Source organism: Halomonas sp. AOP7-E1-9 (assembly GCF_052376035.1).
In the GTDB taxonomy this organism is placed as follows: Bacteria; Pseudomonadota; Gammaproteobacteria; order Pseudomonadales; family Halomonadaceae; genus Vreelandella; species Vreelandella citrativorans.
Genome location: NZ_JBQSVC010000002.1, coordinates 170,675 through 185,507 on the forward strand (window position 1 = coordinate 170,675; position 14,833 = coordinate 185,507).

Consider the following 14,833-nt stretch of genomic DNA (forward strand, 5'->3'; position numbering starts at 1 on the left):
TAATGGCAAAAAAAACGCTGAAAACGTTAGTCTTGGGTTGCTTGGGTGGCGTTATTGCCACCCTTTTTTCATTGCCCCTGGCCTGGATGCTGGGCGCACTTTTTATGGTAATGGCGGTATCGCTTGGCGGTGTTAAAACCGGCGTTGATAAGCGCTTGCACCGTGTGGCTATTGCCCTGCTGGGACTCTTTATCGGGAGCCGCATTCAGGCCAGTGAACTGGTCAGTCTGGTGCAGTGGTACCCAAGTGTATTGGCAATGCTGGTCTATATGGGGCTTATGCTGGTGGGCGGGTACTTTATCTTTACCCGCGCCAACGTAGGGCCCATGGATGCGATGTTCTGCGCCTACCCAGGGAGCATGAATTCAGCCCTAGTGCTTGCTGAGCGCGCCAATGGCGATGTGCGCTGGATCGCTATCGCGCACTCGCTGCGTCTGGTCACCGTGGTGTCCGGGGCGGCACTATTGGCAAGCTTCTTTGTGGATGATGTCACGCTGCAAAGCTCGCCCGTATCGCTCTCGCTGATGGATGCGCTGCCGCTGTTATTGGTCCCGCTTTGCTGGTGGCTTGCCCGCTTGCTGCGCATTCCCATTCCGGAGTTTTTAGGCCCGATGGCCGCAGGCGCCATCATCGCGAACCTGGGGATGGATTACTCGCTGCCCACCTGGACGGTGTTCACGGCCTTTTTGGTGCTCGGCTCTTCGGTCGGCGCGCGTTTCTCAGGAACCCACTGGTCTCAGGTAGTCAGCGTGGGGCGGTTTGGGATGGTGTATGCACTGTTTGCCCTGATTGTCGCAGCGCTCATAGCTTGGCTGGTCGCCAGCATGACCCAGCTTTCTTTTGTGGCGGTGTTGCTGGCGCTGATTCCCGGCGGCGTCGGGGAGATGGCCGTCATCGCCATGGTGATGGATATCGACCCGGTGTATGTAGTGTCGCACCATGTCTTGCGCCTGTTACTGCTGATCTTTATGACCCCGCTGGTCATTCGTATTGCAAAGCAGGCGGCTGCATAGCGGGAAACGCCACCGTCACGGCGAAACCGCCTTGTGGTCGGTTATTAAAAGAGAGGAGAGCGGCGTGGGCGGTGGCGATCTGCTCCACAATAGCCAAGCCTAAACCGCTACCGGGCGCGTGCGGATTGTGGCGGGAAAAGCGCTCGGTCAGCTTGCCAAGTTGCGCCTCTTCCACGCCGACTCCCTGGTCGCTCACCGTCAATATTACCTGTTGCTGCTGCGTTGTTAGGGCGATATCGATTGGACCCTGATAGGCTTCAGCGCCTCCCGCGTGCAGGCTGGCATTCTCAATCAGGTTAATCACCAGCCAGAGCAGCATGATCGGATCGCCCAGCACTTTGGAAATGGTATGAGGCTGATCGAACGACAGCTCCTGGCCTTTCTGATAGATGCTGGTTGCTGTTTGCGCGCAGCCATCCTGGCATATTGCCACCAGATCGACGGCTTCAAGATGGGCCTCATCCATCAGCTCGCTGCGGGTCTTGGCATATTTCAAAAGCTGTTGGACCGTATGGCTGGCATGTTCCGAGATACGCTGTATTTCAATAAGGTTGGCTCGAACGGCCGATTCCTGGGTCGTTTTTAGCGAGATTTCGGTTAGCGCACGTATTTCAGAAATGGGCGTTCGCAACTGATGGGACACATCGGCATTTAATTGCTGTGTACTCTCAATGCTGCGACGGATACGTAGCATCAGCTGGTTAATGCTGAGAATCAGTGGGCGAATCTCTTTTGGAGCGTCGTCTTCAAGCGGCTGAAGGTCATGAGAAGAGCGGCGGCGAAGCGCTTGGCTTACGGTATTAAGCGGGGCTAATCCACGATAGATCGCCAGTAGAGCGATGGTGATAGCAAGAATTCCGGCAACAATCGTCAACCCGGTGAGTGTCACCATAAAGTCATTGGTAAGCGTGTAGCGCGCCTCTTTGGACTCCGCAACGATCACTTCAATATTGATGTTCTCGCGGCCCCGGCTAAAAGGAAACGTCAGGGCGACGGCGCGTAGCTCGTTGCCCGCGTACGTCACGTCGTAAAAAACCGGCTCAGAGAGGTCAGTAGGCGGGTCGCCCAAGCCTTGAAAGCCAGCAATCATATCGCCGTCTACTTCCTGCATCCGATAGAATATTTTGCCTTCACCACGACTACCTAGGGTGCTAATACTAAAATAGTGCATATTAATGCGTAGCGCGCCGTCTACCGTGTAGATGCGTCTTTCCAAGCGCTCGGCGGCATTGAGCAGCATATCGTCGAAGGTTTCGTTAATCTGGCGTGTCAGCAATAGATAGCTCGAAAGAAGCGCCAGAAATGCCAGGGCAGTAAACGGTAAACCAATCCACAGCAGCAGGCGGCTTTTTATCGATTTGATAGCAAGCATATCAAGCGTCGGATTCCTGGTTGGGGGCTTCTTTGGGGGCCAGGTAATAGCCTAAACCGCGGACCGTTTTCAAGCCGAAGTCGTAGCCAATTTTCTTGCGGATGCGTGAAATATAAGTCTCCACCGCTGCATAACTGACCGGCTCGCCCATAGTGGAAAGTCGATCAATAATCTGGTCCTTACTGACGAGTCGATTTTGATTAATCATCAGATATTCCATTACTTCCAGCTCTCGACGGTGCAGCGTTACAGGCTGGCCATCAATTCTTAGCTCCATTGCGTCGGGTAAAAATGCCAGACGGCCACAGCTAAGTGTTTCACCACCAAAATGCTTGGCACGCCGGACCAGTGCCCGGGCTCGGGCTACTACTTCATCAAGTGAGAAGGGCTTGCAAAGGTAGTCATCTGCGCCCTCTTCAAGCCCTAAAATGCGTTGGTCCAGCGTGTCTCTGGCGGAAATAATCAGCACGGGGATAGTGTTCTGCTGATGGCGCAGTTTGCGTAGAAGGCTAATGCCATCCAATTCAGGCAGGCCCAAATCCAATACCATCAGATCGAAACCACCCTGCACGAGCATTGGGAGTGCGTGTGCGCCGTCGTTAGCGACGGTGATGTTGAATCCTGCCTCGCTAAGTGCTGTGGCCATCGAGCGCGCTAAATTGTCGTTATCTTCTACTATAAGCGCCTTCATGTTTAATCCTGCGGGTTAGCCCTCGGGCTGATATTTATACCCTACTCCATACACCGAACGAATGATCTCCTGCTCGGGGAGGGCTTCAGTGATTTTTTTGCGCAGCTTTTTAATATGGCTGTCGACGGTGCGTTCAGAAACAATCCGGTTGTCTCGGTACATATGGTCCATTAGCTGCTCACGGCTAAAGATTCGTCCAGGTGACTGCATCATTACTCGCAGCAGCTGAAATTCAACCGCGGTGAGGCCCAAGTCATGGCCGTTGGCTAGTGCCTGCCAGCCATCGTCATTCAGGGTCACCGGGGTTGAAACCGCTGCCTCAGGGGTGTGGGCCTGTTCGGCAAGTGCTTGGCTGCGGCGTAGTACCGCTTTCACGCGGGCGACTACTTCGCGGGGGCTGAAAGGTTTGCAGATATAGTCATCGGCGCCCAACTCCAACCCTAGCAGTCGGTCTACTTCCTCCACCTTGGCGGTCACCATAATAATTGCGATAGCAGGCCACGTCTGACGTATTTCCCGGCAGAGCATCAAACCATCTTTGCCGGGCAGCATGACATCCAAAAGCACCAACGTGGTGGGGTGCTGCTGCAACCAGGGTATTACATCGTCGCCATGACCCAGCGTTGCAACATTAAAACCGTGGGAGCTTAAATAATCATCCATGAGGCGGGCAATTTTTGGCTCGTCCTCAACAATCAATAGCGGGGCGTCTTGGAACATGGCGGACTCGCTTGTCATTAATGGGAAGTCAGTAACGGAAAACGTAAGGTCCAGCAAAGCCCGCCTAGCGGCGCATTGGATGCCTCAAGCGTTGCACCGTGCGCAATCACCAAGGCGCTTGCAATGGATAGCCCTAGGCCACTACCGCCGCTTGCCCGATTGCGTGACCCTTCAACACGGTAAAGGCGCTCGGTAAGCCGGGAAAGCTCACTTTCCGGAACGCCCGGTGCGCTATCCTGCCAAACAATCACCGCCTGGGCACGCTCAATGTTGAGCGTTACTTGAAGTTTGCCCGGTGCATCGGTGTAGGCGCAGCTGTTATCCAACAGATTATTCCACAGCTGATGCAGTCGCTGGGCATCACCTCGAATCATTACGCCGGGGGCTATGTGCGTCGTCAGCGTAAGGCCGCTGCCATTGAGCCAGCGGTCCGCATCTTCAAGGCGGCTGGCCAGGCTTTCGCTAAGGTTCATGGGGGCCAGATGAATATCAAGCGCGCCAGCATCGCTTTGCGAAAGTAGGCGTAAATCGGCGACCAAGTGCTCAAGCTGGGCAACTTCCTGCGCCAGCGAGCTGAGGTTTTCCTGATTCAGTGGGCGAATGCCGTCCTGCATGGCTTCAATTTCACCACGTAGCACGGCCAAGGGCGTGCGCAGTTCGTGGGCGGTGTCGGAGACCCAGCGTGCACGGGCGTCACGGTTGGCTTCCAATGTGGCGGCCAGTACGTTGAAGTCCCGCGCCAAACGGGCAAGCTCATCCCGACCACGTTCAGGTAGGCGAGTATGGTAGTTGCCTTCGGTAAGCCGCCGCGTGGCGATAGCCAGTGCCCGCGTACGTCGGCTTAACCACCACGAGAGCCCGGCGGCCAGCAGCAGCGATGCTAGCCCAATCGAGATAACAATAATGACCAGGTTGCGCTGTTGCAGCTCTAGAAAGCGATTTTCCATGCGCTCCATCATCTGCTGAGGAGGGCGAAACCCTAACGAGCCAATGGCCTCGCTGTCGCTGTGAAGCGTGAGCCAGCGCCAATCGCCGGGGCCCATACGGCCATTCATGGGTGGAATCACAAACTCACCGTTTGGCGCACGCAGCGCAAAATCCTGCGCTTCGCCCAAGGGGGAGGGGCGTTCACGATGCTCCTGACCCAGTTCAAAACGCACGATATGCGGCCAGCGTTCCGGGTTGTGTTCAAGCCAGCGCCAGTCCTGCTGGGTTTCCCAGCGGGTAATCAAACCATCGGCCAGCAGCATGGCACGGCGTTCCTGGGCCTGGTTTAAATAGTCGATAAAACCACGGTCGATACTGTAGGAAACGGCTAGAAACATGGTGGCGGAAATGGCCACGTTAACGCTGAGTATGGCCGAGAACAGCTTTAGTCCTAGCCGGGAAGGACGCCAAGTGGGCAAGGTAACGGCCATCAGGAAGTGCCCTCCTGAAGAGGTTGCCGAGGCATGCTAAGTCGCTCGCGCCAGTTCTCCAGACCCAGGTAAAGGCAGGGCACCAGTATCAGCAAAATGACCGTCGCGAAGATCATGCCAAAACCCAGCGAGATTGCCATGGGAATCATAAAGCGTGCCTGCCGCGAGGTTTCCAGAATCATGGGCGCCAGGCCCAGAAAGGTGGTAAGTGTGGTCATCATGATAGGCCGCAGGCGCCGGGTAGCAGCCGCCACAATGGCAGCGCGTGGCGCCATCCCTTCGCGCCGCTTGCGGTTGGCGTAATCAATCAGTACCAGCGCATCGTTAATCACCACGCCGGAAAGCGCCAGCATGCCCAGCAGGCTGATAATCGAAAGCCCAAACCCCATAATCATGTGGCCCACCACAGCACCAACAACGCCAAACGGAATGGCCGCAAGCACCAATAAGGGCTGCAAATAGCTTCTGAAGGGAATCGCCAACAGTGCGTAAAGGGCGGCCAGCATAAGCCACATGGCGGTGCGAAGGGCGGCCAGATTGTCGGCGGTATCTTGCTGGCGGCCGCCCAGGCTGACCTCAAGCCCCGGCCAGGAGTTTGTAAGCGTTGGGAACACGTCTTCTTGAAGGGTGGCCAGTACCTGGTTAATGGTTTGGTCGCCCTCTGAATCCGCCGTCACGGTGATAATGCGCCTGCCATCTATGCGCTGCAGGCTGCTTGAGGCTTGGCTTAAGGTAATGTCTGCCACGCGAGAAAGCGGCACGCTAAGCCCGTCGGGCGTGCGTACGGGCATGCGGTAAAGTTCGTTTAAGCTCGCGCGGTCGGTTTCGGGCAGGCGTACCTCTACGCTGATCTCGCTACGCCCCACAAACTGTTCAACCGCCGTGGCACCTTGTAAAGGTCCGCGCAGTGCCTGGGCCAGGTCGCTGCCGGTCAGGCCTAGCGCTCGGCCTTCTGCGGAAAGGCGCATTTCAAGCTGAGGTTTGCCATCGCCAATCCCGCTGTCAATATCGGTTAGCTCATACTCACCAAGCACTTCGGCCAACCGGGCGGCGGCGGCTTCCAGCACTTGGGTGTCGGGGTGAGATAAGCGCAAGCTAAGCGCAGCGCCGCTGCCGGGGCCGCCAAAATCTGACTCAAAACGTACCGACTGAGCGCCAATTAAATCCCCCGCCAGCTCGCGCCATTCACCTGCAATACGTGAAGGCGGCCAGGCGTCCAGGCTGCTACTTGCGATATCGAGCCGTACCTGCAGCTCTTCGCCATCCAAGCGGCTGCGCGTGCTGCTAAAGGCTAGCGTCTCTTCGCGCTCGCTCAGCTGCTGGGCGGCGTCCAGTAGCTGTTGGCTAAGCTCTCGGCTAACGCTGATGTTGGTGCCAATCGGCAGCGTTACCGTTGCCTGAACCTGATCGGATTCGGCACGCGGCATGAGTGAAAAGCCCAACCGTCCACTCATGGACCATGCCAGCACTACCACCAGCACCGCAACACCGATGGAGACACTCAGTAAGCGTTGATTAAGTGCGCGTTGTAGAAACGGCTCAAACTGATGGTATGTGAAGTGATGCAGCCCGCCCTGCAGGCGCTGGCGCAACGCTTCCAGCGGCCGCTGCCAAGCCGGTGTTTCACGCGGTTTACGGCTATGTGCCAAGTGGGAGGGGAGGATAAACAGCGCTTCGGCCCAGGAGATCAAAAACACCGTGACGACCACCACGGGCAGAGTGGCAAACAGCATGCCCAAAAAGCCGGGTAAAAACAGCAGGGGCAGAAACGCCACGATATTCGACAAAATGGCAAAGGTGAGCGGAACGGCAATTTCACCTGCCCCTTTGACCGCCGCATCGCGCAGCGAGTAGCCTTCCTCACGATAGCTGTAGATGTTTTCGCCCACCATGATCGCATCATCCACCACGATCCCCAGCGCGATAATGAAAGCGAACATCGACATCATATTCAGCGAGACGCCGATCCAGGGCAGAAACAGCATGGCGCCCAAAAAGGCCGTAGGAATACCCAGCGTGACCCAAAATGCTAGCCGCGCTTCAAGAAACAGCGCCATGAGTACCATCACCAGCGCCAGACCCATCCAGGCATTCTTTAACAGCAGGCTTAAGCGGTCCTCGTATATTTCCGAGCTGTCGCGTGCAACGTCCAGGCTAACGCCCGGCGGTAGCCCCGCTCGCAAGCGCTCCAGTTCGCCGTAGACCGCCTCGGAAATGCTGGTCGGGGTTTGGTGGCCAATTTGATAAATGTTGACCGATAGGCCCGGCTCGCCATTGTAAAACTCTTCACGATCCGTTTCGGCAAAGCCGTTGCTCACGCGGGCGATATCACCCAGCAAAATGGGCGTGCCCTGGGCAGTGGTAAGGATTGGCAGGTCGGCAAACTCGGCGGCGCTGTTGCGTCGGCCTTGGTAGCGCACCAGCCACTCGCCTTCAGCCGTGGTGAGTTGGCCACTTGCCAGGTCCAGCGCTTCAGCCCCAATGCGGCTGGCAAGCTGCTGATGATCAAGCCCGTAGCGCTCAATAGCTTCTTCATCCAGATGAATCTGGATCTCGCGCTCGCGATTACCCGAAAGCTCGGCGCGCGAAATACCCTCAGCGGCCTGCAGTTCAGCGCGCACATCCTCGGCGGCGTCGTGAAGAGCGGCAAGCCCAACCGAGCCGTAAACCTGAAGGCTGACCACACTGCGCGAGCCGCCCGCTAGTGTGAAGCGGGGCGGGTCGGCGGCACTGGGTAGGGTAGTGATGGCGTTGACCGCCTGCTGAATATCCTGATAAACGCGCATCACATCGACGCCGTCAATCAGCGTCGCGCTGACCATACCGCTGCCTTCACCAGCGCTGGAGGTCAGCTCATCAATACCTTCTACATTCGATACCGCCGCTTCAACGGGAAGCAATAGGCTCTGCTCGACATCTTCTGGCGTGGCGCCGGGGTAGCTGATGCTGACCTGAACAATTTCAATTTCAAACTCAGGAAAGACCTCTTTTTTAATCGCGAGCGATGCCATAAGGCCCCCCACGATAAACAGCAGCATCAGCAGATTAGGCGCAACGCCATGGTCAATCATCCAGGCAAGCGGACCGCGACGCATTAGCTGCTCTCCTCATCACGGGTGGGGGCATCGTTGCGCGAGCGAACGCGAACCTGTTGTCCTTCCTGGGGCTGGGCAAGTCCTGAAGTAACAACGCGCTGGCCAGCCTCCAGGCCGCTGCGCACCAGCGCTTCATTTTCACCCCGATAGGCAAGCGACACCGTTGTACTGTGTAGGCGGTCTTCATCGTCCACCCACCAAACGCGCTCACCTGGGCGTAGCGCCGCTGAGGGCAGGGCAATCAGGTCTTCCTGCGCCTGAGTTTGAAAGGCTATTCGCATTACATCGCCCAAGCGCAGCGCGGGGCCATCGGTATCCAGCGCCAATGGGTCATTCACCGCAATCAACAGCTGTGCCTGAAGTCCGCTCTCTTCCAGATTAGGTAAGATCGATATCAGTGCGCCTTCCCGCGAAGCGCCTTCTGGCCAGCCCCGGCTGGTAATCGTGACCTGACTACCCGGCGCCAGCCATTCAAGTGCATCGCCGGGCAATGAGGCGCGCACCCAGAATTGCTCAACACCGACCAGATTAATCACCTCGGTTCCTTGGCTTAGCAGGCTGCCAGCGCCCACCAAGCGCTCTTGCACCATCGCCTTCCACGGGGCGGTCAACGTTGCGCGCTCAAGGTTGAGCGCTGCCTGGTCGCGTATTACACGTGCCTGAGTCAGTTGAGCCTGGGCCTGGCGAAGTTGAGGCTCGCGCAGGACCAGCGAGCGTCGCTCGGCGGAAAGCTGGCGCCCAAACGACTCGTACTCACTACGGGCGCGCTGCTGTTCGGCATTTTCAAGCGCCACCTGCGCTTGGGCGTTGCTTAGCTGGGCCTCGGCGTCCTCCAGGGCAAGGCGCAAATCGGCTTGGTCGATATATGCAACGGGCGCGCCTTCCTCAACGACCTGGCCTGGAAAAACGCCCTCCCCAAAGCGTTCCAACTGACCTGCCACGCGGCTGGCCAGCAGGGCTGTCTGCTCGGCTTCTACTCGCCCAAAGCCGCTCAGTAGAGGCGATAGGGCGCTCTGTTCGACCGTCATGACATTGACGACAGGCGGCGTAGGTGGCGGGGGAGCACGCCGCTCAATACGCGGCGGCTGGTTGATAATCCACCAGGCGCAGGCTAAGCCGATGGCAAACACCAACAGGGCCAGTACGGCGCCTAAACGGACACGGCCTTGTTGCATCGAGGAGAAAGAGTCATGAGGTTTTATTAACACGGAGTACCCGTTGCAAGAGCGAAAACGTAGTAAAAGCGAAAATTCCGGTATAAGAAGCGTATCATGCTAGCATCACGCACTGGCTCGCAGAGATTAGGTAAGCATTATGAAAATAGCGTGCAACTCTTCGCTAACCTAGGGCGTGTCCTCATTTTGAAAGAAAGGCTGTCCCTCATTGATTTTCTGTGGGGTTATGCGACTCTTCTCAACAGAGGGGGAGTACTGCCATGACACGATATGTTTTGACCGATGATATTTGGGAACAGCTTCAAGTCACCATGAAAGCAAAGGGTTGCCACCGCTGGCCCAATGATCGAAATATAATGGAAGCAATACTCTGGAAACTCCGAACCGGCGCTCCCTGGCGCGATATTCCGAGTGAGTTTTGCCCCTGGAAAACGGCCTATAATCGCTTCAACCGCTGGGCCACCAAAGGATTGTGGGAGCAATTTTTTTTGAGCTACGAGGCGAAATTGATACGGAGTGGGTATTCGCCGACGGAAGTTACCTCCGCACTCACCAGCATGCGAGTGGAGCTCGGCATGGAGAAGAGCGGGCCATTGGAAAATCACGAGGAGGAGCTACCACCAAACTTCATATGCTCGCCGATGCGCATGGAAATCCGGTCGATTTTGAAGTCACTGGGGGTAACGTCCACGACGCCACGGTTGCAGAGCACCTCATAAAGAAGGTCGATCAAGCCGACCACTTCATTGCTGACAAGGGCTATGATTCAGAGGCCATCCGTGACCATGCCAGGGCAGGGGGCATCAACCCGATCATTCCCAAAAGATCAAACAACAAGACGCCAAATCCGGGGTTTGATGCCTTTCTCTACAGGCATCGCCATTTGGTAGAAAACCTCTTTGCTCGGCTGAAACACTTTCGCAGTATTGCCACTCGCTTTGAGAAACTGGCACGAAATTTCAAATCCATGGTTTACCTAGCGTGCACCTTCATTTGGTTGAAAATGAAATGAGGACACGCCCTAAATACCTGCGACTTCTCACGACACCTATTTCTCATAAATACCGTCCGGCCAATGAGTCTTGTGCAAGCGTATGAAAAACACCGCCACCCGCGATAAGTTAATTGATACTGGTGCTGAGCTGATTACCCAACAAGGGTATAACGCAACGGGCATCAATGCCGTACTTAACGCCTGCGGCGTGCCCAAGGGGTCGTTTTACCATTACTTTTCCAGTAAGGAAGATTTTGGCCTGGCGGTGATTGAGCGGTTTGCCAACGACTATGATGCTAGTCTGGTCGCTCTGCTTGAAGATCCGATGACACCCCCTCTTTACCGCCTGAAGCGCTACTTTGCCGCCAGCCGCGCTTATATGAGCGAGCGCGACCATGCGGCCGGCTGCTTGATCGGCAATTTAGGACAGGAGATGGCGGGGCAGAGTGTTCGCTTTCGCGAGGCGCTTAATCACGCGTTCCTGCGTTGGGAAGCACGTTTTGCTCACTGCCTGCAGGCAGCCCAGGCCCAAGGGGCTCTCACTCAAGCACTGGACCCTCATCAGTTGGCAAGCTTTATTCTTTCCGGCTGGGAAGGGGCAATTTTGCGTGCCAAGACCCTGAAGTCGGATGCTCCCATGGAAGTGTTTGAAAAGCTGCTGTTCGAGCAGGTGCTGACGTCGCCAGTTGAATGAGCAACCCTTTAAGCCACCGGTTTATTCATATCGATTACTGAGCCAGGAGCCTGCCATGTTCCAAGGGTTTGAAAAGCATTTGCGTTACATAAAGGGTGTTGGTATTGCTTTTCGTATAGGAGGCCACGGTCCCGCGTTACTGCTGCTCCATGGCCACCCGCAAACCCATGTGATCTGGCATAAGGTGGCTGAAACGCTTGCCCAGCACTTCACCGTAATAGCCGCCGACCTGCGCGGCTACGGCGATAGCGGCAAACCCGACGATGACGCCGAGCATCTCAATTATTCAAAGCGCACCATGGCAGCTGATATGGCCGAGCTGATGAGTGATCTGGGGTTCGAGCGCTTCAAAGTGCTGGCGCATGATCGCGGTGCGCGGGTCGCCCACCGCTTGGGTGTTGACTACGCCTCACGCGTTGAGCGTATGGTGCTTCTCGATATTGCGCCGACCCTTGCCATGTACCGCGGCACCAACGAGGCCTTTGCGCGCAGCTATTGGCACTGGTTCTTTCTGATTCGCCCCCAGCCGCTGCCTGAAATGCTGATCAATAGCGCCCCGGCCCAGTACCTGAAAAGTGTGATGGGTGCGCGCAGTGCCGGGATGGCGCCGTTTACTCCGGAAGCGCTGAAGGAATACGAACGCTGCCTGGCACTGCCCGGCACCGCGACCGGCATTTGTGGCGACTACCGCGCCAGCGCCACGATCGACTTAGTCCACGATCAGGCCGATATCGACGCTGGTGTAAAACTTACCTGCCCGCTAAAAGTGATGTGGGGCGCTGAAGGCGCGATTGAAGCCTGCTTTGATGCACTAAGCGCATGGTGCAAGGTGGCGACTCAGGTGGAAGGCAAAGCGCTGCCCTGCGGCCACTATATTGCTGAAGAAATTCCAGAAATTGTTTTAAGAGAGGTTATGATATTTTTACTCAAATAAGTTACCAATGTTATATTAGGTGGTATTAAGTATATGGTGTTTGAAAGGCTTCCTTATTTTAAAAAACATCTTTAATTATTCTAAAAAATAATTAATAATAATTTTGCTAGAGGTGATTGGTATTAACAGCTTTTCACCCTGTGTGATTTTATTTGTCGTCACTAATAATAAATGAGGTCTCAGTGAGTTACTCTATATTGAAGAGCTATAACGATATTTCTGATTATATAAGTCAGGTTTCATTGATTGCAGATGAAAATAAAGAATCGTTTGGTTTTTTACCAAAAGCTACTTACGACCAAATGGCAGCAAAAAACCAACTATGGGTAGCAGTAAACGAGGAGGGTGAGCTTAAAGGATATCTTATGTTTGGCGGCACAATGCCTACCCTTAAAGTTTTTCAAATTTACGCATGTAATACCGTAAAGGGTCATGGGGTCGGAAAGAAGTTGATAGACTCTTTAAAGGAATATGGTAGTAAAGAGAATTATCATACTATTTCAGCTAAAGTTGCATCAGATTTATCGGCTAATTGTTTTTGGGATAGTGTTGGGTTTGTTATTCACAGACAAATTAACGGAAGTAAGGCAAAAAAAAGAATTATTAATATTAGAGGGTTTTCTCTAAAAGAAAACGATTTGTTTGGCGATGAGGCTAAAGAGGTTTTAACACCAGTTGTAAGCAGTCCTGTGTTGGCTAGGTCTATATATGCTTTGGATCTGAATTTGTTGTTCGATATTGTTCAGGCAAGAAAAGGGTTTGAAGATGTAGTTAAACTGATGAAGATTGGCTTTCAGGGGGCAGTTACTCTATGTGTTACGCCAGAGTTTAAAAATGAATTAAGGCGTCAATCGTTTAATTTTAAAGATGATGCTATTCTTAGGTTGGCAGAAGTATTTCCTGAGCTAAGAGTAGAGGAAGATGTGTCTGCTTTAATCGATTCGTTAAGAGATATGATATTTCCGTTCCGATCTTTAAAACGAAAAGGTTTTCATAATGACGAGTCAGATTTAAGGCATTTAGCCTACTGTATTTTTTTAAAGGTTGAAGGATTTGTTACTCGAGAAAAGGCACTTTTGAAAGCTTATGATAAAATTAAAGATGAATACGGTGTTGCAATTGTGTCTCCCTATGAGCTGACGATTGACGAAGAAGTTTTTAATAGCCCTTTAAATTCGGATTTTAGGTTTGAAGTGTCTAGTTGTAATTCTTGCGTTAGAAATTTTGTAAATAGTTTTTCTATTCCAGAAGGTGTGCTTAATATATTTTTTAAGGATATAAAGTTTGGGGAAAATGAAATTGTTTATGAAGCTAAACAAGATGGTTGCTTATTTGGAGTGTGCGTTTTTCAAAAGCCAGTAAAAAACTTAGGTATTGCGAATGCTTGCTTGTATATCGATGAGGGGGCTCCGCATGCTCTAGCTGCTATTGATCACTTTATTGAGAAGGCTCTAAGGTATAAAGCTGGATTTGCTTACCGATTAGATTTTTATATTGGCAAAGGTCAAGATGTAACAGAGCAGACATTACTCAAAAAAGGCTTTTTTAAGTCAGGTGAAAGGTTTGTTAAAGTAATTTTTGATTTTTTTGTAAAAAGTGAAAATTGGCCTTTCTTTGCTAAAGAATTCAAATCTCTTTGTGGTCTTTCATTTCCTAAAAGAATGCCTGCTAAGAAAGAGTTGTTAAATACAGGAGTTTGTTTTTCTGATAGTGAAGGGAATATTAATACATTGTCTTGGTTCGATTTTGAAACTATAATATCGCCAAGGTTTATACTGAATTCTACACGTGAGTGCACTCTTGTAGCTATTCGTGAAAATTATGCTAATGGCTTAATTGCAGGGTTAACTGATCAGTTGTCGCTTTTGCCTAGTTATGAGAAATTGCTTTTGTTAGAGAAGGCTTATTTTAGATCAAGTAATAAATCTACTTTTTTTCCTAGAGGTGGTATTGTAGCTTTTTATGTATCAGGTCAAAAAAGTGCACAAGAAATAATTGGTTTTGCACGTATCACATACTCAGCTTTAGTGACTGTTAATGAAGCTTTGTTAAAAGTCGATAGGCAAGGTGTTTTATCCCGTGAAGAATTGATCAGTATTGCTGATAGAAATGGTAGGCTTCATGTTTTTACCTTTGATAATTTTTTAGAGTTTGATCGCCGTGTACCATTTAAACGTGCTAAAAGCATTGGTTTGATTAGTAAGTCTAATTTAGTTTCTCCAGAAAGACTTGGTCCTAAAGGGCTAAGTGTTTTAGTTAAAGAGGCTTTTAATGAATGATGCAATAATTTCTATTAAGCCCAAGCACGTTGAAAATATTTTATCTGGTGAGAAGAAAGTGGAGCTTCGTACTAGAAAGATAAATTTACCTGTTGGGTCTAGGTTGTGGGTTTATACTACTCTTCCTGTTGGTAAGATTAATTTGCATGTAGAAATTTCATTTGTAGTTAGTCTTTCACCAAAAGAAATGTGGGATGAATACAAAGATCAAATATGTATCACAAAAAAAGAGTTTGATGATTATACACGAGGAAAATGCATTGTCTCTGCAATAGGGCTAAATAAAATTAATATATTGGATAGAGGTATTTGTTTGCAAAAGCTAAGGGAGTATGAGAAGGGGTTTCAGCCCCCGCAGTTTATCTCAATGTTATACCCTGAGAGAGCTTTGTATTCAGCTCTGTACAATTAGCTTTGTGAAAGCTGTTCTTTTAACGTTGCGAATGTT

The 14,833-nt window shown here is 52.3% G+C and carries 12 protein-coding genes; 6 read left to right on the top strand and 6 right to left on the bottom strand.

The window, feature by feature from the left end:
• Positions 1-2: 2 nt before the first annotated feature.
• Entirely contained in the window at positions 3-1,013 is a 1,011-nt protein-coding gene (locus ACT3R4_RS02450; RefSeq protein WP_193057160.1) for an AbrB family transcriptional regulator, read from the top strand.
• Here the strand turns inward: ACT3R4_RS02450 and ACT3R4_RS02455 are convergent.
• Genes ACT3R4_RS02455 through ACT3R4_RS02480 form a run of 6 tightly spaced genes read right to left on the bottom strand, consistent with a single transcriptional unit; the run spans position 982 to position 9,484 of the window.
• On the bottom strand, positions 982-2,385 hold the full coding sequence (locus tag ACT3R4_RS02455) for a sensor histidine kinase (protein ID WP_193057161.1): 1,404 nt from the start codon (positions 2,383-2,385) through the stop codon (positions 982-984). The genes ACT3R4_RS02450 and ACT3R4_RS02455 overlap by 32 nt on opposite strands.
• Before the next feature lies 1 nt (position 2,386).
• The gene (locus ACT3R4_RS02460) at positions 2,387-3,076 is read right to left on the bottom strand and encodes a response regulator transcription factor (RefSeq protein WP_193057162.1); all 690 of its coding nucleotides are present in this window, start codon (positions 3,074-3,076) and stop codon (positions 2,387-2,389) included.
• A 15-nt stretch (positions 3,077-3,091) separates the two neighbouring features.
• Positions 3,092-3,796 carry a response regulator gene (locus tag ACT3R4_RS02465; protein ID WP_193057163.1) on the bottom strand — a complete coding sequence of 235 codons (705 nt, stop codon included), beginning with the start codon at positions 3,794-3,796 and terminating at the stop codon, positions 3,092-3,094.
• 17 nt (positions 3,797-3,813) lie between these two features.
• Complete coding sequence (locus ACT3R4_RS02470) at positions 3,814-5,214, bottom strand: ATP-binding protein (RefSeq protein ID WP_441677152.1); 1,401 nt, start codon at positions 5,212-5,214, stop codon at positions 3,814-3,816.
• The gene (locus tag ACT3R4_RS02475) at positions 5,214-8,309 is read right to left on the bottom strand and encodes an efflux RND transporter permease subunit (protein WP_441677150.1); all 3,096 of its coding nucleotides are present in this window, start codon (positions 8,307-8,309) and stop codon (positions 5,214-5,216) included. Before ACT3R4_RS02475 ends, ACT3R4_RS02470 begins: the two co-directional genes overlap by 1 nt.
• Entirely contained in the window at positions 8,309-9,484 is a 1,176-nt protein-coding gene (locus ACT3R4_RS02480; protein ID WP_441677324.1) for an efflux RND transporter periplasmic adaptor subunit, read from the bottom strand. The genes ACT3R4_RS02475 and ACT3R4_RS02480 overlap by 1 nt, the downstream gene beginning before the upstream one ends.
• A 260-nt stretch (positions 9,485-9,744) precedes the next feature.
• Between ACT3R4_RS02480 and ACT3R4_RS02485 the strand changes: the two genes are divergently transcribed.
• From ACT3R4_RS02485 to ACT3R4_RS02505, 5 genes are all read left to right on the top strand, one after another.
• Positions 9,745-10,496 (top strand): IS5 family transposase gene (locus ACT3R4_RS02485; protein ID WP_441677148.1). Its coding sequence is split into 2 segments (ribosomal slippage): positions 9,745-9,973 and positions 9,973-10,496, totalling 753 coding nucleotides; the frame shifts between segments, so codons are not numbered across the junction.
• An 82-nt stretch (positions 10,497-10,578) separates the two neighbouring features.
• Complete coding sequence (locus ACT3R4_RS02490) at positions 10,579-11,172, top strand: TetR/AcrR family transcriptional regulator (protein WP_192528699.1); 594 nt, start codon at positions 10,579-10,581, stop codon at positions 11,170-11,172.
• Positions 11,173-11,227: 55 nt separating this feature from the next.
• On the top strand, positions 11,228-12,106 hold the full coding sequence (locus ACT3R4_RS02495; RefSeq protein WP_192528700.1) for an alpha/beta fold hydrolase: 879 nt from the start codon (positions 11,228-11,230) through the stop codon (positions 12,104-12,106).
• A 182-nt stretch (positions 12,107-12,288) separates the two neighbouring features.
• Positions 12,289-14,385 carry a GNAT family N-acetyltransferase gene (locus tag ACT3R4_RS02500; protein ID WP_441677146.1) on the top strand — a complete coding sequence of 699 codons (2,097 nt, stop codon included), beginning with the start codon at positions 12,289-12,291 and terminating at the stop codon, positions 14,383-14,385.
• The gene (locus ACT3R4_RS02505; RefSeq protein WP_192527384.1) at positions 14,378-14,797 is read left to right on the top strand and encodes an ASCH domain-containing protein; all 420 of its coding nucleotides are present in this window, start codon (positions 14,378-14,380) and stop codon (positions 14,795-14,797) included. Before ACT3R4_RS02500 ends, ACT3R4_RS02505 begins: the two co-directional genes overlap by 8 nt.
• Positions 14,798-14,833 lie beyond the last annotated feature (36 nt).

What these genes read in the sequence shown, in the direction of transcription:
- ACT3R4_RS02450 (WP_193057160.1), top strand. Translation starts at nt 3, where the DNA reads ATGGCAAAAAAAACGCTGAAAACGTTAGTCTTGGGTTGCTTGGGTGGC.
- ACT3R4_RS02455 (WP_193057161.1), bottom strand. Translation starts at nt 2,385, where the DNA reads ATGCTTGCTATCAAATCGATAAAAAGCCGCCTGCTGCTGTGGATTGGT.
- ACT3R4_RS02460 (WP_193057162.1), bottom strand. Translation starts at nt 3,076, where the DNA reads ATGAAGGCGCTTATAGTAGAAGATAACGACAATTTAGCGCGCTCGATG.
- ACT3R4_RS02465 (WP_193057163.1), bottom strand. Translation starts at nt 3,796, where the DNA reads ATGTTCCAAGACGCCCCGCTATTGATTGTTGAGGACGAGCCAAAAATT.
- ACT3R4_RS02470 (WP_441677152.1), bottom strand. Translation starts at nt 5,214, where the DNA reads ATGGCCGTTACCTTGCCCACTTGGCGTCCTTCCCGGCTAGGACTAAAG.
- ACT3R4_RS02475 (WP_441677150.1), bottom strand. Translation starts at nt 8,309, where the DNA reads ATGCGTCGCGGTCCGCTTGCCTGGATGATTGACCATGGCGTTGCGCCT.
- ACT3R4_RS02480 (WP_441677324.1), bottom strand. Translation starts at nt 9,484, where the DNA reads ATGCAACAAGGCCGTGTCCGTTTAGGCGCCGTACTGGCCCTGTTGGTG.
- ACT3R4_RS02490 (WP_192528699.1), top strand. Translation starts at nt 10,579, where the DNA reads ATGAAAAACACCGCCACCCGCGATAAGTTAATTGATACTGGTGCTGAG.
- ACT3R4_RS02495 (WP_192528700.1), top strand. Translation starts at nt 11,228, where the DNA reads ATGTTCCAAGGGTTTGAAAAGCATTTGCGTTACATAAAGGGTGTTGGT.
- ACT3R4_RS02505 (WP_192527384.1), top strand. Translation starts at nt 14,378, where the DNA reads ATGAATGATGCAATAATTTCTATTAAGCCCAAGCACGTTGAAAATATT.